Below are 18,259 nucleotides of genomic sequence, written 5' to 3' on the forward strand. Positions count from 1 at the left end.
GGAGTGCCCCTAGACCAGTCAAGTCGACCGTGTTTTCGGAGCCACACTAATACTGTAGAACAACCTTGTATGCCGTACTTCTCTTGAGCCTGTTTATAAGTCAGTTCACCTCTTTCAACTTGGTCAACGACATCCAATTTAAAAGCGAGTGAATAGTCACGTTGGGTTCGTCTAGCTGCTGATTTCATAACACTCTCCAATTTTCTGATTGGGTTGTGTCAACCTTATTTAGGACGGGTCAAAAAGAAGATCAAAGGCTCAGCTTCGGCTGAGCTTTTTTCTTGGGGAACACGAATCAGAGATTCGTTTACGGAGTCGGGAACGCAAAGCTGAGGTTTTGCTTTGGGAACGCGAATCAAAGATTCATCTACGGAACTGGGAACATGAAGTTAAAGCTTCAATTCGGGATAAATTTTTCGGTTTAAATGTTGATAGTGTCGTTACATGGTGTAACGATAATCCGTAATCCGTAATCCGTAATCCGTAATCCGTAATCCGTAATCCGTAATCCGTAATCTCCGTAATCCGTAATCCGTAATCCGTAGTCAGCGCACTGGCGCTGAACGTTCCACTCTAAGCTAGCTTCGCTTCTATTGCCGCTAAACGTTGTTGCAGCTCTTTCACTTGTGCTTCCAATTCAGCGATGCGGTCAGGTTCAGCTTTGCTCTCTGCCGCGACTTCGATTTTTGGTACGCGTTGCGAGTTTTTCCAACTCTTAATCGTACTGATAAGTGCAGGCATCGGCACTGAAGTTTTTAAGCGTGCCTTAACAAGAGCAACGGTTGGTTCTTTGCCTTCTTGAATCAATTGTTCAATAGCCTGTTCAAGCTCTTGACTGACATCTTTGGTAAGCATGGTCTTTCCTTGGTCGGTGGTGATCCACAATCATAATCTAATGCTGATTTTACTGTGATATTAATAGATACCCAAGTAGCTTACCAAGGTGGCGTGACTGAAAGCTTGCGGTGACGTACTTAAGTTAGCTGATGTTGTGAAATGGCGGCTACCTGCAACTTAGTTGGAATGGAAAAAAAGGTAGAGAAATGTGAGATATTAACCATTCGCTTTGTAGGAGATTGATGATATCACGACAGTGTAGTTGTTCGGCATATAGATTAAGTGATTGAAAAATCGATGGATGATAGCTAAGTTGTCGATTCCTACAATTGCCGAGATGAGAACTAGATCATTGTTTGATTTGGATTTTCAGTTAAATTGTGCGTTCAAAATAGGACCTTAATAACAAGGTTGACAATAAGGAAGTGTAACTTCACTCGTTTACGATGGTTACATTGCGGCTATAAGTTAGGAAATAGCCATTAAGGATGATAGACGAATGGATTCATCGAGGCTTGCCTCGCTTTTCTATTTCCAGACCTCAGCGTCTGGCTACCACCTGTCTTTATTTATAATAAAAATTACACGCGATAAATCCAGAGCAATAGCTTTGGGTGCTGCTATACGTCGGCTAACGTATTGGCTTATATATGCAACCAAGTAAAAACAATTTGGTCTGTATATATATTTTTATTGAGAAGTGAAGAGCTTAATTTAAGTTTGCTGAAAGCAAGGAAGATTTGTGACAATCGCAACTCGACGCGTATTATTAGTGCCATATAACGACTCGTTATTGTCTGACTTTGTGGTTCTTAACTGCTGTGTAAAAAACCGTGCGCATATGAACGGTCCTTATTCAGTATCCAAAGCAAGAGAACTGTTTGAGAATATATTAAGCGACGATACGCGTTATGACCGCGCGGTGCTTGATAGCTTTACTCGCGAATACATCGGGCATATTAGTGTCCAAGGCTTGTCAACGGAACCTGAATTAGTGTTTATTTTTGATAAAGCTTATTGGGGACAGGGCATTGCCAGTGAAGCACTCGGTGCGTTTTTTAGTAAAGCACTGAGAGATCTAAATTTGAATAGTGTAAAAGCTACCGCCAATGTGGATCACGTTGCATCTATTCGTCTATTGGAAAAATTGGGTTTTGAAAAAAAAGGTCTCAACAGCGATATGTATGGACCTTTTTATCAGTTTCAGTTTACATCCGATGAGGCGGTAAATGAAAATGCACTATTTGAAAGCCTATCATAGTGAGTTCACCTTGGTAGCAGTCATCGCCAAGTGATGAAAACTCAAATTGATATACTGTATGCCAGCGCCAGACTCCGTCTGGTGTTTTTATTTTATGCGCTTTTAACGCTGTGCTAATCAACTGCAAATCGAGTTGGTCACACTTGCGCTGAATGGCTATTTTGGCAAGCTCAGACTGGCGTCGTTGCTGCCAAAATAACATGCACACAAGGCAAAGAAGTAAAATAGCCAACAAGTCCGTGATCATGTCTATTGGTTACCTGCTTAAATTTAAGCCTTTGCCGCTTGTTGTAGATTGATAAGTGCATTGGCGAGCTCAGCTGAAGGTGATGAATGCAACAGCGGTAGTAACACCATACGCAGCTCGGGTAGCATAACTAAATCAGCAAACAGTTGGTTGAAGAGGTTCTGGTTACCAGTTTGAGCTAGGCACAACAGGAACTGTTCAGCGATTTGAGCATTGGTGAGTAGGTGCCAACAGCGACCAGCGACACCAATTAGTATTTCTTGGTGGCTAAGACGCGGACTGGCTAACACTTGCTCTAATACCGGCTGTGCGATTGTGACGTCGGCACCCGCTAACGCGCGCATGAGCGCAGAGAGGAGGAAGAGATCCGGCTCTTGACTCTCAATCTGCACTTGCGCCATTTCGGCGATACGGTGCGCCAGTTTGTCTGTTAGCTCTGTATGCTCAAGTGCGCCGAGTAGGGCGTAGAGCGGCTCAGAGGGCAGATTCGGTAGTGCTTTACGCAGCTCCACGCCGTTTTGTTCAGTGCCAAGGCGCGCGGCGATATCAGTGATCCCCTGTAACCCGACCGTTTGCCAGTTTTGCCACCCCAAACCACCTTTAAAGTAGTGTTGGGCATGTTCGTAATACTGGCTGCATGGTAGATCGAGATAAGCGCGAATTTGGCTATGGAATACCGCCATTTTGTCTTCAGAGGGTTTATAGGTGTAAGGGTTATTCGCCAGCTTTTGTTGCTGCTCTTCACTCATCTCCTGATTTAAGCGTGTCCCCATCGCTTCAACGACAAACTTAATAAAGTTACCTACCTCAGCTTGTTTTAGCAGACCACGTTCATCTAGCTCAAATTTGAGAAACCAAATCCAAGGTTGTTTAGCTTGGTTCCAATAGGCAATCGCGAGATGCGCTTTGCGCTGTAGAGGATAAGGGTAAGGCTGCTGACCTTTTTCAATCTGTTCAAAGACTTGGTTGTCGATGGTTTTAATACGACGACCTAAGTCAAAAATCTTGAATGTACAGTCGCTATTACGTAGCAGTTCGCTCAGGGTATGAATGGTATCCATGGAAGACTTTTCCTAACTTTCTTTCCCTTATAAATGGTACTCTATGGGCTAATTTCAAGGTCAACGACAAAAGATAAATGAAACAGGATACTTCGCTCACGGTTTTACTTAACCAGCTTGAGCAACAACTTCGCGAGGTAGAATTGTGGCAGGATCTGCCACCGTCTGCGCAGGCGCTTGCCAGCGAGCAACCTTTCGCCATTGACACTTTAGAGCCGCATGAATGGCTACAATGGATCTTCTTGCCTAAGATGCGTAAGTTGATTGAAGCCGAGCTTTCGCTCCCGCAAGGTTTTGCCATTGCGCCCTATTTTGAAGAATGCTGGAAACAGCATACTCACTATGTATCCGTTATTGCGGTCATTCGCCAGATTGATTCAGAGGCAGCTTAAGTGTTAGACATCGTTTATCAGGATAAGTATTTTGTGGCGGTTAACAAGCCAGCGGGCATGTTGGTACACCGCAGTTGGCTCGACAAGCATGAAACGCAGTTTGTGATGCAAACCCTGCGTGACCAAATTGGTCAGCATGTATTTCCGTTACATCGTTTAGACAGACCAACTTCCGGCGTGTTGATTTTTGCGTTATCGAGTGAGATAGCTGCGCAAGTGATGCCAATGTTTGCCAATCATGAGATGAAGAAAACCTATCATGCAATTGTGCGCGGCTGGATTGAAGAGGGCGGCACGCTCGATTATCCATTGAAAGTCGAGCTGGATAAAATTGCCGATAAGTTCGCCAGCCAAGAGAAAGAAGCGCAAGATGCAGTGACTGACTATCAGCCACTGGCTAAAGTGGAAATTCCGCATTCAACTGGACGCTTCCCAACCACACGCTACTGCATGATGGAGCTTAACCCTCATACTGGGCGTAAGCACCAGCTTCGTCGCCATATGGCGCACCTACGTCATCCTATGGTGGGTGACACCACTCATGGTGATGGCAAGCACAACAAGCTGTTCCGTGATGTGTATGACTCGCACCGTTTGTTGTTACACGCAACAAGCTTAGAGTTTGTTCATCCATTTAGTGGTGAGACGTTAGTGATTAAAGCCGGTTTTGATAATACTTGGCAGCGTCTGTTTGCCCAGTTTGATTGGCAAGAGCCGCAGGTGTAGCTAGAACGATAGTTAAAGTAACAGCCAGATAAAAACAAAGCCCTCATGCGAGGGCTTTGTGCTATTTACTCAAGGTGCGTTTGACGTAGCAAACGTCTTACTTGTTTAAGTAAGCGCGGATCGATTGCTCAATGCCGTGAGAATCAAGACCAAGCTCTTGATGCAGCTCTTCTTGTGTACCTTGAGCAATAAAGCGATCAGGCAAACCGAGATTTAGCACCGGCTTAATGATCTTCTCTTGCATCATAAACTCAATCACACCTGCACCTGCGCCGCCTGCAATGGCGTTCTCTTCTAGGGTAACCAGCACATCATGCTCTGCAGCGAGTTGTTTGATTAGCTCATGATCAAGTGGTTTTGCAAAGCGCATGTCAGCCACTGTAGCATTAAGAGCTTCAGCCGCTTCTAGGGCATTTGGCATAAAGGTGCCGAAGTTTAGAATGGCAACTTTCTCGCCTTGACGCACCATGCGACCTTTACCGATTTCAAGTGCAGTAAATTCTTGCTCGATTGGTGTACCCATACCGCTACCGCGTGGGTAACGTACCGCACTTGGACCAGAGTGTTTGTGTCCAGTGTAGAGCATTTGGCGGCATTCATTTTCATCACTTGGCGTCATGATCACCATGTTTGGAATGCAGCGCATAAAGCTAATATCGAACGCACCTTGGTGAGTTTGACCATCAGCGCCAACTAGACCTGCACGGTCGATGGCAAACATCACAGGTAAGTCCATGATGGCAACATCGTGAATCAGTTGGTCATAGCCACGCTGTAAGAATGTTGAGTAGATCGCAACGATAGGGCTATTGCCCGCAATCGCCATCCCCGTTGCCAGCGTTACGGCATGTTGCTCTGCAATTGCAACGTCAAAGTACTGTTCTGGGAACTCTTTCGAGAAGCGAACCATTCCCGAGCCTTCACGCATCGCTGGCGTGATTGCCATCAGCTTAGGATCTTGCGCCGCCATATCACAGAGAAAATCGCCGAAAATCTTAGAAAACGTTGGCTTGCTGCTTGAGCTTTTTGGCAGGCTAGAGTGGCTTGGGTCAAACTTAGGCACGCCATGGTAGCCAATCGGATCTTTCTCCGCTGGTTCATAGCCTTTGCCTTTTTTGGTCATAATATGCAGAAATTGTGGACCTTTTAGTTCACGCATGTTCTTCAATGTTTTGACTAACTCAACCACATCGTGACCATCAACAGGACCAATATAGTTAAAGCCCAGCTCTTCAAACAAAGTGCCTGGGATCACCATGCCTTTAAGGTGCTCTTCAGTGCGACGCACCAGCTCTTTAATTGGCGGCACACCTGACAGAACGCGTTTGCCACCTTCACGAATCGAAGTGTAGAAGTTGCCAGATAGTAGCTGCGCAAGGTGGTTGTTCAAAGCGCCAACGTTTTCTGAGATCGACATTTCGTTGTCGTTAAGAATTACCAGCATATCTGGGTGAATATCACCCGCGTGGTTCATCGCTTCAAACGCCATACCCGCAGTAATTGCGCCGTCACCGATTACGCTCACTACTTTACGGTTCTGGTTTTCTTTATGAGCAGAGATTGCCATACCCAAAGCGGCACTGATTGAGGTTGAAGAGTGACCGACTGACAGTGTGTCGTACTCGCTCTCTTCACGCCATGGAAATGGGTGCAGTCCGTCTTTTTGACGAATCGTAGATAATTGCTCACGGCGACCAGTTAAAATTTTGTGCGGATAAGCTTGGTGGCCGACGTCCCAGATCAGTTGGTCAAACGGTGTATTGTAGACATAGTGAAGTGCCACGGTCAGCTCAACCGTGCCAAGACCTGAAGCCAAATGCCCACTCGATTGGCTTACAGAGTTCAATAAGTAAGTGCGTAACTCATCACATAGCTTTGGCAGCACCTCTTTTGGTAAGCTGCGTAGCTCAATAGGCGTATCAGCCAGAGCCAGTGTTGGGTACTTTGAAATATCAAGAGTCATAAATTTTGCGCGCTTATAGTGTTAATTTTTGCGCTCGATGACATATCGGGCGAACTCTTCCAGTAACTCAGTATTGTATGGTATTGCGTCCAGTGCTTGAAGCGCTTCCTGTAACAGATTATTAGCTTTTTCAATCGCACCTTCTAATCCTAGCAGAGCAGGATAGGTGCTTTTGTTTAATTCTTGGTCAGAGCCTTGTGGTTTACCCAGCGTCTCTGTGTCACTAATAATATCAAGAATATCGTCTTGTACTTGGAAGGCTAAACCGATCGCATCGGCGTACTTATCAAGCAGCGGCAACACCTCGCGACCTTTTTCGCCGGCAGCTAGGGCGCCAAGGCGGATTGCGCACTTCATTAAGGCGCCAGTTTTGTTGCGATGAATCTCTTCCAGCTCTTGCAAGTTAACTAAGCGATTTTCAGCCTGAAGATCGAGTGCTTGTCCCATACACATCCCCGCAGCGCCAGAGGCTTGCGCCAATACCTTCACCATATTAATACGCATGGATTCGGCATTTGGATTGAGTGGACCATCGGCAAGAATTGAAAACGCTAAGGTTTGCAGCGCATCACCAGTTAAGATGGCGGTTGCTTCATCAAATTTGATATGACAAGTCGGTTGACCGCGGCGCAGTTCGTCATCGTCCATTGCCGGCAAATCATCATGGATAAGCGAATAAGCATGAATACACTCAACCGCAGAAGCGGGCGTATCTAAGTCTTCGGCTTTGCAGCCAAGCATTTGTCCTGTGATGTAGACCAAAAATGGGCGAGCACGTTTGCCACCTAGCAATAAGCCATAGCGCATGGCTTCGATCAGTGTTTGGTTTTGATGAGGAAGCTGACTAAGCCACCACTCGAGTTGTTGGTTATTTCGTTGCTGGAACGAGATTAAGGCCTCTTGCATGACGCGATCTTCTAACAATATTATTCAGGCTGTGAGTTAAATTCAGACAGGGGCGCATTATCATCATTTTGCAATAAAATGCTAACACGTTGTTCCGCATCGTTAAGTTTAGTTTGGCCAGAGCGAGCTAAAGAGATGCCACGTTCGAACTTTTTCAGTGCCTCATCTAAGGCTAGGTCACCATTTTCGAGATCTTCAACAATCGAATCCAACTCTTCAATAGTTGCTTCAAAGGTCATATTTTCAGGTTTCTTGCTCGCCATAATTTTACTTGTTTTGGAAAGATGCACGAAAGTTACCTTAGCGGCTAATGATGGTCAAATTTAACCGAGTAAATTTGTCAGAAAAGTCGACGTTGTTAAGGGAGAACATTAAGTTAATTGGCGTAATTGTGCGAAACCAAAGCCAATAAGCAACGAGAATGGAAGGCGATTTGGATAGTTTGTGAGAGTGGTACCAATAAAAAGCTAAAGATTCACAACGGCTGCCGATATAATTCCTTAAGTAGAGTAATAAGTTAGCATGAGGAGTGCTGTGTGGATTTAGCAACCCTTCTGGGTCTGATTGGCGGCTTCGCTTTCGTTATCATGGCAATGGTCTTGGGCGGAAGCATAGGTATGTACGTCGATACTACCTCGATTCTGATTGTAGTCGGTGGCTCGACCTTCGTTGTGCTAATGAAATTCACCGTTGGGCAGTTTTTGGGCGCCGCAAAAATTGCGGGTAAGGCGTTTGCGTTTAAAACCGACGAGCCTGAAGATCTGATTGCGAAAATTGTTGAGATGGCAGATGCAGCACGTAAAGGTGGTTTCCTGGCGCTAGAGGAAATGGAAATCTCCAACAGCTTTATGCAAAAGGGGATTGATCTGCTGGTGGACGGACACGATGCTGATGTCGTGCGCTCTGCATTGCAAAAAGATATCTCGCTAACCGATGAGCGCCATGAAAAAGGGGCGAACGTATTTAAAGCCTATGGTGACGTAGCTCCAGCAATGGGTATGATCGGTACGCTAGTCGGTCTGGTAGCGATGCTTTCGAACATGGACGATCCTAAAGCGATCGGTCCTGCGATGGCGGTCGCACTATTGACCACACTATACGGTGCGGTTCTGGCGAACATGGTGTTTTTCCCGATAGCGGATAAGTTAACGTTACGCCGTGAGCAAGAAAAGCTTAACCGCCGTTTGATCATGGATGGTGTGTTAGCGATACAAGACGGTCAAAACCCGCGCGTGATTGACAGTTATCTGAAGAACTACCTCAATGAAGGTAAGCGTTCACTCGATATCGACAATAGTTAAGGTTGCGCTATGGATGATGATAACGACTGCAAATGTCCACCCCCTGGCGCGCCCATGTGGATGACCACCTTTTCGGACTTGATGTCGCTGCTGATGTGTTTCTTTGTACTACTGCTTTCTTTTTCGGAAATGGATGTACTGAAGTTTAAACAGATTGCAGGTTCAATGAAGTTCGCTTTTGGTGTGCAAAATCGTCTGGAAGTTAAAGATATTCCGAAAGGAACCAGCATTATTGCGCAAGAGTTTCGTCCCGGTCGTCCTGAACCAACGCCTATCGATGTGATCATGCAACAAACCATCGATATTACTCAACAGACGCTTGAGTTTCACGAAGGGGAGTCAGATCGCGCCGGCGGTACTCAGCGTGATCAAGGTAAGTTGACCGGTGGTCAGTCACCAGAGACATCGACCAAAAACAACCAAAACTCCGAATCGGATCAAGAGCAGCAACAACAAGCCCAATCTTCTGAAGAGATGGAAACGCTGACTGAAAGCATTAAGAAAGCGCTTGAGCGTGAAATTGATCAAGGTGCGATTGAAGTAGAGAACCTTGGACAGCAGATTGTAATCCGTATTCGTGAGCAGGGCGCCTTCCCGGCAGGTTCGGCATTCTTGCAGCCTAAATTCCGCCCATTGGTGCGCCAAGTGGCCGAATTAGTCAAAGATGTACCGGGCATTGTACGGGTATCTGGTCATACCGATAACCAGCGCTTGGATTCTGAGCTATATCGTTCGAACTGGGACTTATCAGCGCAAAGAGCTGTTTCGGTGGCGCAAGAGATGGAAAAAGTACGTGGATTCTCCCATCAGCGCCTGCGTGTGCGAGGGATGGCAGATACTGAGCCGTTAGGTCCAAATGATACTGAATTGCAGCGCTCGCGTAACCGCAGGGTTGAGATTAGCATTATGCAGGGTGAGCCGATTTACAGCGAGGCGATTCCTGCTACGCAAAACTAATCGCGAATTCGAGCTAAACTATAAGACGAGCATCACGCTCGTCTTTTTTATGCTCTATTCATCATGTATAATCTTGCGCCCTTAAGGTCCTGTGTGCCATGTTTACCAAATTGAACCGCATACCAGTGATGATTGCGAAAACTGTTAACCAGTGAAGTGAAGTATGAAATTTATTGTAAAGCCCCATCCAGAAATTTTTGTAAAAAGTGAGTCGGTGCGTAAGCGCTTCACAAAGATTCTTGAGTGTAACATTCGCAACATTATCAAGCTTCGTACCGAGTCTGTAGCGGTGTTTAACCGTCGTGACCATATCGAAGTGACGTCAGAAAGCGACCAATACCATGCTGAAGTGTTAGAGATCCTAACTCACACTCCAGGTATCCACCACGTATTGGAAGTAAAGCAATCTGACTTTACCGATATGCACAATATCTACGAGCAAGTGCTTGAACTAAGTGGTTCACTTATCGAGAACAAAACTTTCGTCGTGCGCGCTAAGCGTCGTGGCAAGCATGAGTTCAATTCACTTGAACTTGAGCGTTATGTTGGTGGCGGTCTAAACCAAGCGGTAGAAAGCGCAAGCGTGAAGCTGCGTAACCCACAAGTGACTATCAATATTGAAGTATCTGGTGACAAACTAAACCAAGTGCTTGCACGCCATAAAGGTTTAGGTGGTTTCCCGCTAGGAACGCAAGAAGATGTGTTGAGCCTTATCTCTGGTGGCTTCGACTCTGGTGTCTCAAGCTACTTACACATCAAGCGCGGTTCAAAAGTGCATTACTGTTTCTTTAACCTAGGTGGTCCTGCGCATGAGATCGGCGTTAAGCAAGTTTCTCACTACCTATGGAACAAGTACGGCTCTTCGGCAAAAGTACGCTTTATCTCGGTTGATTTTGAGCCAGTAGTGGCAGAGATCCTTGAGAAAGTGGACGACGGTCAAATGGGCGTGATCCTTAAGCGTATGTTTATGCGCGCGGCAGGTATGATCGCTGAGAAATTTGGCATTCAGGCGCTAGTAACTGGTGAAGCTCTAGGTCAGGTATCAAGCCAGACTTTGACTAACCTACGTCATATTGATGGTGTAACAGATACTTTGATTCTTCGTCCACTAATTAACTGGGACAAAGAAGACATCATCAACCTAGCGCGTGAAATCGGTACGGAAGATTTTGCTAAGACCATGCCGGAATACTGCGGCGTGATCTCGAAAAAACCGACTGTGAAAGCGGTTAAAGGTCGTCTAGAAGCAGAAGAAGAGAAATTTGACTTCTCTATTCTAGAGAAAGTGGTGTACGAAGCACGTCAAATGGACATTCGTGACATCGCAAAAGAGACCGAACAAGCAGCTCCTGAAGTTGAGCAGGTTCAAGCGGTAGAAGAGCACGCAATTGTGCTAGATATCCGTAGCCCAGACGAAGAAGATGAAAGCCCACTAGAAATCGATGGTGTTGAAGTTAAGCACCTACCTTTCTACAAGCTATCGACCCAGTTTGGCGATCTTGATCAGAGCAAAACTTACCTACTGTACTGTGAGCGTGGCGTAATGAGCCGCTTGCAAGCGCTTTACTTGCAAGAGCAAGGCTTTGCTAACGTGAAGGTTTACCGCCCATAATGGTGGTGTAGCGTTAATTAATTAGCGTTGTTAAAAGAATCAATTAAGCGCAAATCGTTCATTCGGTTTGCGCTTTTTTTGTATTGTTTTTGTCACTCCTGATACTTCGCAGGGCATAGTCATGAATCTCGCTTTGGGTGTTTGAGCTCAGGGTGGGAGTAGATTCCGGGCATAAAAAAACACCGCCTATTAGGCGGTGCTAAAAAATTTGACAGACAGGTCAAAATAAATACAGGAAGTATACGTTTTGTTTCTTGGGATAAGTGAAACAAAACCATGGTAGAAATCTACCGAACTCGAAATACGAGTTTGCAAACACAACATCGCAACAACAAAGCCAATTGGTAAAAACCAAGCCGTTCAGGCTCGCGTTGCGGAATGAAATATAGAATTTCTCTGGTCGTCAGGCAATGGACATTTTATAATGTTTCAGATAAAAAAAACTAATCCAATATATTGAGGGCTTCCTATGTCCAGAAGACTACCGCCTTTGAACTCATTGAAGGTGTTTGAAGCTGCCGCTCGACACTTAAGTTTTACCCGAGCAGCAGAAGAGCTATTTGTGACTCAGGCCGCAGTTAGCCATCAAATCAAGGCTTTAGAAGAATTTCTAGGTCTAAAACTGTTCCGTCGTCGCAATCGTTCGTTACTGTTGACAGAAGAAGGTCAGAGTTACTTTCTCGATATCAAAGATATTTTTACCTCGTTAGCAGAAGCCACTGATAAAGTACTAGAACGTAGTGAAAAAGGCGCATTGACGATTAGTTTGTCACCAAGTTTCGCGATCCAATGGTTGGTTCCTCGCTTAGCGGACTTTAACCAGCAAGAGCCAGACATCGATGTTCGCATTAAAGCGGTTGATATTGAGGAAGGTTCTTTGACCGATGACGTGGATGTGGCCATTTACTACGGTCGAGGCAATTGGCCAGGCTTGCGCGCGGACAAACTTTATCAAGAATTTCTAATCCCACTCTGTTCACCATCACTGCTACTTGGTCCCAAGCCACTGGCTGAATTAGCGGATCTCAAAAACCATACTTTACTGCACGATACATCACGTAAAGATTGGAAACATTTTGCTAAGTTCCATGGTATTGAAGGGGTGAACGTTAACCACGGTCCAATCTTTAGTCACTCAACCATGGTGTTGCAGGCTGCCGCTCATGGTCAAGGTGTGGCTTTAGGCAACAACGTATTAGCGCAGCCAGAGCTTGAAGCAGGGCGTTTGATTGCACCGTTTGATGAGGTGTTGGTCTCAAAAAATGCTTTCTATGTGGTCTGCCATGAGAAACAAGCCGACATGGGGCGAATTGCCACCTTCCGTGATTGGATGTTAGCCAAAGCGCAAAGTGAGCAAGAGGAACTGCTAGAAGATGACGAATAATCGATTAATAGATGGCGAACAGGGTTCGCCATTATTTGTATTTGCCCATGGTGCAGGCGCTGGGATGGACCACGCATTTATGCAGCAAGTCGCGACAGGGCTAGCGGAAAAAGGCATTCAAGTTATCCGCTTTAACTTTCCTTATATGGTTAAGCGTGCTGAAGATGGTAAAAAGCGCCCGCCCGATCGCGCGCCTAAATTGCTTGAAGCGTTTGAACAGGTGATTGCCGAATACGCTGAGCAACCGATCGTTATTGGTGGCAAATCGATGGGCGGTCGTATGGCGAGCTTGCTTGCAGACAATCCACATGTAGCAGGTATTGCTTGTCTGGGTTACCCATTTCATCCGCCGGGTAAGCCTGAAAAGTATAAAGGTGAGCATTTAGCTAACCTTGCGAAGCCATGTCTTATCTTGCAAGGCGAGCGCGATACCTTTGGTAAGCGCGAAGAGTTTATCGATTTTGCTTTGGCAGACTGCGTGCAGGTTGAGTTTATTGCCGATGGCGACCATAGCTTTAAACCGCGTAAAAGTTCAGGTCATACTGAGGCGGGCAATATTGCTCATGCGGTAGAAGCGCTGAGCGAGTTTATTTTTGCCTGCTATCAAGGAGTGAAGTAATGCGCGCGAACAATCTTCTGGCTGTGGGGGGCGCGCTTGCTGGGCTTGGCGTCGCGCTTGGCGCTTTTGCTTCCCATGGTTTAAAGACAATACTGTCACCTTATTTGTTGGAAGTATTTAGCATCGGGGTGCAATATCAATTTATCCACGCGACGGCGATCGCTCTGTGTGGCGTCTTGTTATTGCTTAATCTTGGTGAGAAAGCACGAAAGTATTTTTTCATCGCCGCAATTTGCTTTATCATCGGCATCTTTTGTTTTAGCGGCAGTCTCTATGCGCTAGCGTTAACTGGAGTGAAGTGGTTTGGACCAATCACGCCGATGGGTGGATTCACCTTTATGCTAGGTTGGGCACTGTTCGTTTTCGCAGCACTACAGATCAAAAGAGGTGAGTAAGTGAAACAACTGATGCTTTATTGCCGTTCGGGCTTTGAAAAAGAGTGTGCCGGTGAAATTCAAGACCGTGCTACGGCGTTGGAAGTGTTTGGTTTTCCACGTTTACAAAAGAACTCAGGCTACGTGCTGTTTGAGTGCTACCAATCAGGTGATGCGCAAAAATTGGTTAAAGAGCTAGATTTCAGCTCATTGATCTTCGCTCGCCAAATGTTTGCAGTGGCGGCTGAAGTGACCGATTTACCGCGTGAAGACCGCATTTCACCGATCCTTGATCAGCTAGGTGAAGTGGATGCAATGCCACTGTGCGGTGATATCCGTATCGAAACGCCAGACACCAACGAAGCGAAAGAGCTACTGAAGTTCTGCCGTAAGTTTACTGTACCGATGCGCCAAGCTATGCGTGGCAAAGGCGTATTGATGAATAAAGAGCACGCGAAAAAACCAGTTCTGCATATCTGCTTTGTTGAGCCGGGTCACTGCTACATTGGTTACTCATTGCCGGGTAATAACTCGCAGTTCTTTATGGGTATTCCTCGCCTTAAGTTTCCAGCTGATGCGCCAAGCCGTTCAACCCTAAAACTGGAAGAAGCTTTTCACGTCTTTATTCCTCGCCATGAGTGGGATGAGCGTTTAGCTTCGGGTATGTGGGGTGTGGACTTGGGCGCTTGTCCGGGTGGTTGGACTTACCAGTTAGTTAAGCGCTCGATGTTCGTTCACTCGGTGGATAACGGCATGATGGCACAAAGCTTGATGGATACCGGTCAAGTGCGCCACCACCAAGAAGATGGCTTTAAGTTTGAGCCTGCGCGTAAAAACGTGACTTGGTTGGTGTGTGACATGATTGAAAAACCATCTCGCGTTGCACAACTTATGGGTGAGTGGATCATCAGTGGTTGGGCAAAAGAGGCGATTTTTAACCTTAAGCTGCCAATGAAAGGTCGTTACGACGAGGTTCTGCAAGATATCGAAAACCTAAAGGTGTTCTTAATCGAGAACGACGTGAAGTTTAAGCTGCAAGCGAAGCATCTATATCATGACCGTGAAGAGATCACAGTGCACGTTCAGTGCCTATCGAACATCTCGCCACACTAATGACAGTAATGCCGTTGTAATGGATAAAACCCGCTTTTAAAGCGGGTTTTTTGTATCGAGGGTTTTGCTTACCAGGAGTCGTCGTCGCCCCAACTGCCGGAATCATCACCACCAAAGTCAAAACCGTCTCCAGAATCTTGATCACCGCCCCAGCGCGTTGAGTCATCGCTAAAGCTCGAGTCATCCACATTCGAATCACTAAAGTTTGGGTTATCAAAATTGAGTTCATCTGGGTTGCCAAATCCGGTATCGGTGTTCCAACCCCCGGTGTAGCTTTGGGTATAATCATCGCTACCCGCTAAAAATGAACTGGTGCTATCATCCGTCGTTGCTGTGTCACTCTGAGTATTGTCGATCGAACTATTATCAACATTGCTATCTGCGTTATCGTCGGGCTGCTGATAATAATTGTTGGTAATGTTTTCTGTCATTGGTTCTGCAGCGTGAGAGTCAGAAAAGAGCAAATGGCTTAGTGCACTGCCTGCGACCATACCCGCCGCTACACCAGCAGCAGTCTGCATAAAGCCACCAAAGGCGCTAGGTTGGTAACTGGGTGCTGGAGGGCGTGGTGGCTGACGAGTCTCACCAAACATTTTGCTCATGGTGCTGCGTTTTGCCTCTTGCTGATAGTACTCGGCGTTGCTTTGTAAGTAGTCATTGCGTTTTTTTAACTCGCTGAGTGCGAGTTCTTGCGCCAATGCCAATTGGCTAAGGCGATAAACAATGTCTGGTTGTGCCGCGATTTTTTTGTCAATCAGCTCTGCAGCAGCAAGGTCTCGGTTGATATCTTGTTTCGCAGCAAGCTTATCCGCTAATTGCTCGATCATGGTTTGTTCTTGTGGAGTCATATCACCAAGTCCTCAAATCATCTTGGGCTTTCGCCTTATTCCCATAAGCGCTGTTATTGCGCGGGGTTGATCGCAGTGTATGCCTGCGCTTTGCGATGTGACAGTAGTGAAAACTATCTTTGCGAGAATTGAAATTGAGAGTTTAGAGAGAGAGTTGAGAGTGCTGGCGCTTGAGAGCCGAGAGTTTAGAGAGGGAGAATTGAGAATTGAGAATTGAGGATTGAGGATTGAGGATTGAGGATTGAGGGCGTTGAAGCTTGAGAGCTGAGAGTCAGAGGCACAAGTGGGCGTATTGTGCCTCGTGATGAATTACTGGTTTGGACCGTTATAGCGTAGATCTTGTAAGTTAAAGCCTAGCTCGATATCGGTTTTTAGTGCGGCGACTTGTTTGCATTTACGCGCCATATCAATGTCTTTGTCCATCTTTTTACGATACTTGGATGGCAGTTCGTCACTGGCAAATGCTTGTTCAATATCGCTAAATTGAGTCAAAATTTCTTTGGCAGCTTTAGGACCAATCCCCGCTACGCCAGGCACTTGGCTGGAGCTAATCCCGGTCAGCCCCCAATAATCAGCCAGTTGGCTTGGTTTGACACCGAACTCATTGGCAATAAAAGGTTCATCTAACCAGCGATGTTGAAAATAATCGCGAATCTGTAGCGTTGGGGAAAGCAGCTGACAGTAACCCTTATCGGTTGAAATGATAGTCACTTTCTCATTGTGGCTGGCAACTTTTATCGCTAAGGTCGCCACCAGATCATCGGCTTCATCGCCTTCAGACAGCAATGAGTCGATACCTAACTTCCACCATGCATCTTGAATCGCATCTAACCCGTTAACTAACGGCTCAGGCATCGGTTTACGATTTTGTTTGTACTCTGGGAGGATTTCAGCGCGCCAGCCTCTATCTTGGAGGTGATGATCAAACACCGCAATAATGTGGGTAGGTTGAGCTTCGTTCAGGATCCGCGTCAGGGTGCGGCTGGTGGTGTCTATTGTTCTCGCGATATCAGTAGGGTCGGGTTGCACCGAGTGAACACGTCGGATTAAGTTGAGTGCATCGATAATAACAAGATGAATAGACATAAAGGTATAAAAAATAAGGGCCGATGGCCCTTATTGTAATGGAACGAGTAGCAAAAGTCTTACTTCGTCTCAGTGGCAATTTTATAGCAAGGGACGTAATCACTACCGCCAGGTAGTTTCATGCGGTGCTGGGCAACGAAGTCTTTAAGTAGCCTGTCCATCTTTTTCATCAAATCGGCGTCGCCGTCGAGAATAAACGGACCTTTTCGCTCAATTTCACGAATGCCTTCTGCTTTGACGTTACCTGCCACAATACCAGAGAAGGCTTGGCGTAGAGCTGCTGCCAAGTTTTCTGGGCGTTGGTTAAGGTGTAGGTCTAAGCTTGCCATTGCATCATGGGTTGGCTCAAATGGTAGTTGGAATTCAGGTTCAATTTTTAACGACCAGTTGAAGCTGTACGCATCTCCGGTTTCTTTGCGGTGCTGGCGCACATCTTCCATGCTTTGCTTCATGATGCGCGCGACTTTTTCAGGATCATCGATAACGATCTGATAATGTTTCTGTGCCGCTTCGCCCAGTGTCGCGCCAATAAATTGGTCAATAGAGCGGAAGTACGCTTCGCTCTCTTTTGGACCGGTCAGGACGATTGGTAATGGCTGGTCAGCATTTTCTGGGTGCATCATAATGCCCAAGATATACAGTAGCTCCTCTGCGGTACCCGGACCACCAGGGAAGATTACGATACCGTGACCCATACGCACGAATGCTTCTAGGCGCTTTTCGATGTCTGGCATGATCACCAGTTCGTTGACTATAGGGTTTGGCGGCTCTGCGGCAATGATTGACGGCTCAGTCAAACCTAAATAACGTTGTTCAGTATAACGTTGCTTGGCGTGACCAATCGCAGCACCTTTCATTGGACCTTCCATTGCACCTGGACCACAACCGGTACAAATGTTTAGCTCTCGCAAGCCCAGTTCATTACCGACTAAACGCGTGTATTGGTACTCGGTTTCGTTGATAGAGTGCCCACCCCAACAAACGACTAAGTTCGGCTCTATGCCTGGCGTGAGCGCGCTGGCGTTACGTAAAATACCAAACACGAGGTTGGTAATATGCGTGGCATTGGTGAGGTTAAGGCGCTGATTATCAGCAAGATGCATATTGACGTAAACAATATCACGCAGCACTGCAAATAAATGTTCTTGAATGCCTTTAATGATTTGTCCGTCGACAAAGGCATGCTCGGGTGGGTTCGCGAGCTCTAACTTGATGCCGCGTTCACGGCGCATCACGGTAACGTCAAAGGATTTGTATTTGTCCAACAGCTCTTTTGAGTTATCGGTATGGCTACCTGAGTTTAATACCGCCAGCGTACAGTTGCGGTAGAGTTGGTAAAGATCACTCGATGCGGTCTTTTTAAGGCGCTCAACTTCAAGTTGAGAAAGTAAATCCATGCTACCAGCAGGACTGATATGGGTGATCATCGTGACCTCCTTGACTATCGATAGGCTGTGTTAAGTTCTACGAACGCCCAGCCATTTTTTATTGTTATGGTCTACCTATTTTTATCTTTGTTTGACGCAAGCTTTCGCTTAGCGAGCGAAACCATAGTATGGGTATAACATCAAA

At 46.2% G+C, this 18,259-nt stretch carries 19 protein-coding genes and 1 pseudogene; 10 read left to right on the plus strand and 10 right to left on the minus strand.

Annotated elements, in window-relative coordinates; genetic code table 11:
- Positions 1 to 188, minus strand: a pseudogene (locus DPF93_RS05250) (IS3 family transposase); the annotation flags it as partial.
- Positions 189 to 573: 385 nt separating this feature from the next.
- Positions 574 to 855 (minus strand): hypothetical protein, encoded by a 282-nt coding sequence (locus DPF93_RS05255; RefSeq protein ID WP_114765172.1) that lies wholly within the window; start codon positions 853 to 855, stop codon positions 574 to 576.
- Between the two features lie 724 nt (positions 856 to 1,579).
- Between DPF93_RS05255 and DPF93_RS05260 the strand changes: the two genes are divergently transcribed.
- Positions 1,580 to 2,098 carry a GNAT family N-acetyltransferase gene (locus tag DPF93_RS05260; protein WP_114765173.1) on the plus strand — a complete coding sequence of 173 codons (519 nt, stop codon included), beginning with the start codon at positions 1,580 to 1,582 and terminating at the stop codon, positions 2,096 to 2,098.
- On the opposite strand, the gene DPF93_RS05265 is transcribed toward DPF93_RS05260, so the two are convergent.
- On the minus strand, positions 2,046 to 2,345 hold the full coding sequence (locus tag DPF93_RS05265) for a DUF3301 domain-containing protein (protein WP_114765174.1): 300 nt from the start codon (positions 2,343 to 2,345) through the stop codon (positions 2,046 to 2,048). The genes DPF93_RS05260 and DPF93_RS05265 overlap by 53 nt on opposite strands.
- Before the next feature lie 23 nt (positions 2,346 to 2,368).
- Positions 2,369 to 3,406: a DUF3549 family protein gene (locus DPF93_RS05270; RefSeq protein WP_114765175.1), complete on the minus strand. Its 1,038-nt coding sequence runs from the start codon at positions 3,404 to 3,406 to the stop codon at positions 2,369 to 2,371.
- A gap of 77 nt (positions 3,407 to 3,483) precedes the next feature.
- On the opposite strand from DPF93_RS05270, the gene DPF93_RS05275 reads away from it, so the two are divergent.
- Together DPF93_RS05275 and truC are read left to right on the plus strand one after the other, a co-directional pair.
- Positions 3,484 to 3,798: a YqcC family protein gene (locus DPF93_RS05275; protein ID WP_114765176.1), complete on the plus strand. Its 315-nt coding sequence runs from the start codon at positions 3,484 to 3,486 to the stop codon at positions 3,796 to 3,798.
- Entirely contained in the window at positions 3,799 to 4,524 is a 726-nt protein-coding gene (gene truC, locus DPF93_RS05280; protein ID WP_114765177.1) for a tRNA pseudouridine(65) synthase TruC, read from the plus strand.
- A gap of 97 nt (positions 4,525 to 4,621) precedes the next feature.
- Here truC and dxs read toward each other — a convergent pair whose 3' ends face one another.
- From dxs to xseB, 3 genes are read right to left on the minus strand one after another with little or no spacing between them, the layout of a single operon-like run.
- A complete protein-coding gene (gene dxs / locus DPF93_RS05285; RefSeq protein ID WP_114765178.1) occupies positions 4,622 to 6,487 on the minus strand; it encodes a 1-deoxy-D-xylulose-5-phosphate synthase in 1,866 nt (621 codons plus the stop codon).
- A gap of 21 nt (positions 6,488 to 6,508) precedes the next feature.
- Complete coding sequence (ispA, locus tag DPF93_RS05290) at positions 6,509 to 7,393, minus strand: (2E,6E)-farnesyl diphosphate synthase (RefSeq protein ID WP_114765179.1); 885 nt, start codon at positions 7,391 to 7,393, stop codon at positions 6,509 to 6,511.
- A 20-nt stretch (positions 7,394 to 7,413) separates the two neighbouring features.
- The gene (gene xseB / locus DPF93_RS05295; protein WP_114765180.1) at positions 7,414 to 7,656 is read right to left on the minus strand and encodes an exodeoxyribonuclease VII small subunit; all 243 of its coding nucleotides are present in this window, start codon (positions 7,654 to 7,656) and stop codon (positions 7,414 to 7,416) included.
- A gap of 273 nt (positions 7,657 to 7,929) precedes the next feature.
- Between xseB and pomA the strand changes: the two genes are divergently transcribed.
- From pomA to rlmM, 7 genes are all read left to right on the plus strand, one after another.
- Entirely contained in the window at positions 7,930 to 8,694 is a 765-nt protein-coding gene (gene pomA / locus DPF93_RS05300; RefSeq protein ID WP_114765181.1) for a flagellar motor protein PomA, read from the plus strand.
- Positions 8,695 to 8,703: 9 nt separating this feature from the next.
- Positions 8,704 to 9,651 (plus strand): flagellar motor protein MotB, encoded by a 948-nt coding sequence (locus DPF93_RS05305; protein WP_114765182.1) that lies wholly within the window; start codon positions 8,704 to 8,706, stop codon positions 9,649 to 9,651.
- 163 nt (positions 9,652 to 9,814) lie between these two features.
- Positions 9,815 to 11,263 carry a tRNA uracil 4-sulfurtransferase ThiI gene (gene thiI / locus DPF93_RS05310; protein ID WP_114765183.1) on the plus strand — a complete coding sequence of 483 codons (1,449 nt, stop codon included), beginning with the start codon at positions 9,815 to 9,817 and terminating at the stop codon, positions 11,261 to 11,263.
- 469 nt (positions 11,264 to 11,732) lie between these two features.
- Entirely contained in the window at positions 11,733 to 12,647 is a 915-nt protein-coding gene (locus tag DPF93_RS05315; RefSeq protein ID WP_114765184.1) for a transcriptional regulator GcvA, read from the plus strand.
- Positions 12,637 to 13,266 carry an alpha/beta fold hydrolase gene (locus DPF93_RS05320; protein ID WP_114765185.1) on the plus strand — a complete coding sequence of 210 codons (630 nt, stop codon included), beginning with the start codon at positions 12,637 to 12,639 and terminating at the stop codon, positions 13,264 to 13,266. The genes DPF93_RS05315 and DPF93_RS05320 overlap by 11 nt, the downstream gene beginning before the upstream one ends.
- Positions 13,266 to 13,661, plus strand: a complete 396-nt coding sequence (locus tag DPF93_RS05325; protein ID WP_114765186.1) for a DUF423 domain-containing protein — start codon at positions 13,266 to 13,268, stop codon at positions 13,659 to 13,661. The genes DPF93_RS05320 and DPF93_RS05325 overlap by 1 nt, the downstream gene beginning before the upstream one ends.
- Positions 13,662 to 14,753, plus strand: a complete 1,092-nt coding sequence (gene rlmM, locus DPF93_RS05330; protein WP_114765187.1) for a 23S rRNA (cytidine(2498)-2'-O)-methyltransferase RlmM — start codon at positions 13,662 to 13,664, stop codon at positions 14,751 to 14,753.
- Between the two features lie 68 nt (positions 14,754 to 14,821).
- Here rlmM and DPF93_RS05335 read toward each other — a convergent pair whose 3' ends face one another.
- The 3 genes from DPF93_RS05335 to ppnN all read right to left on the minus strand — a co-directional run bounded on the left by DPF93_RS05335 (position 14,822) and on the right by ppnN (position 18,114).
- Positions 14,822 to 15,601: a DUF2076 domain-containing protein gene (locus DPF93_RS05335; RefSeq protein ID WP_114765188.1), complete on the minus strand. Its 780-nt coding sequence runs from the start codon at positions 15,599 to 15,601 to the stop codon at positions 14,822 to 14,824.
- A 309-nt stretch (positions 15,602 to 15,910) separates the two neighbouring features.
- Positions 15,911 to 16,687 (minus strand): flap endonuclease Xni, encoded by a 777-nt coding sequence (gene xni / locus DPF93_RS05340; protein ID WP_114765189.1) that lies wholly within the window; start codon positions 16,685 to 16,687, stop codon positions 15,911 to 15,913.
- Between the two features lie 59 nt (positions 16,688 to 16,746).
- Entirely contained in the window at positions 16,747 to 18,114 is a 1,368-nt protein-coding gene (ppnN, locus tag DPF93_RS05345; RefSeq protein ID WP_114765190.1) for a nucleotide 5'-monophosphate nucleosidase PpnN, read from the minus strand.
- Positions 18,115 to 18,259 lie beyond the last annotated feature (145 nt).

This window comes from Vibrio rhodolitus (assembly GCF_003350325.1).
GTDB lineage: Bacteria > Pseudomonadota > Gammaproteobacteria > Enterobacterales > Vibrionaceae > Vibrio > Vibrio rhodolitus.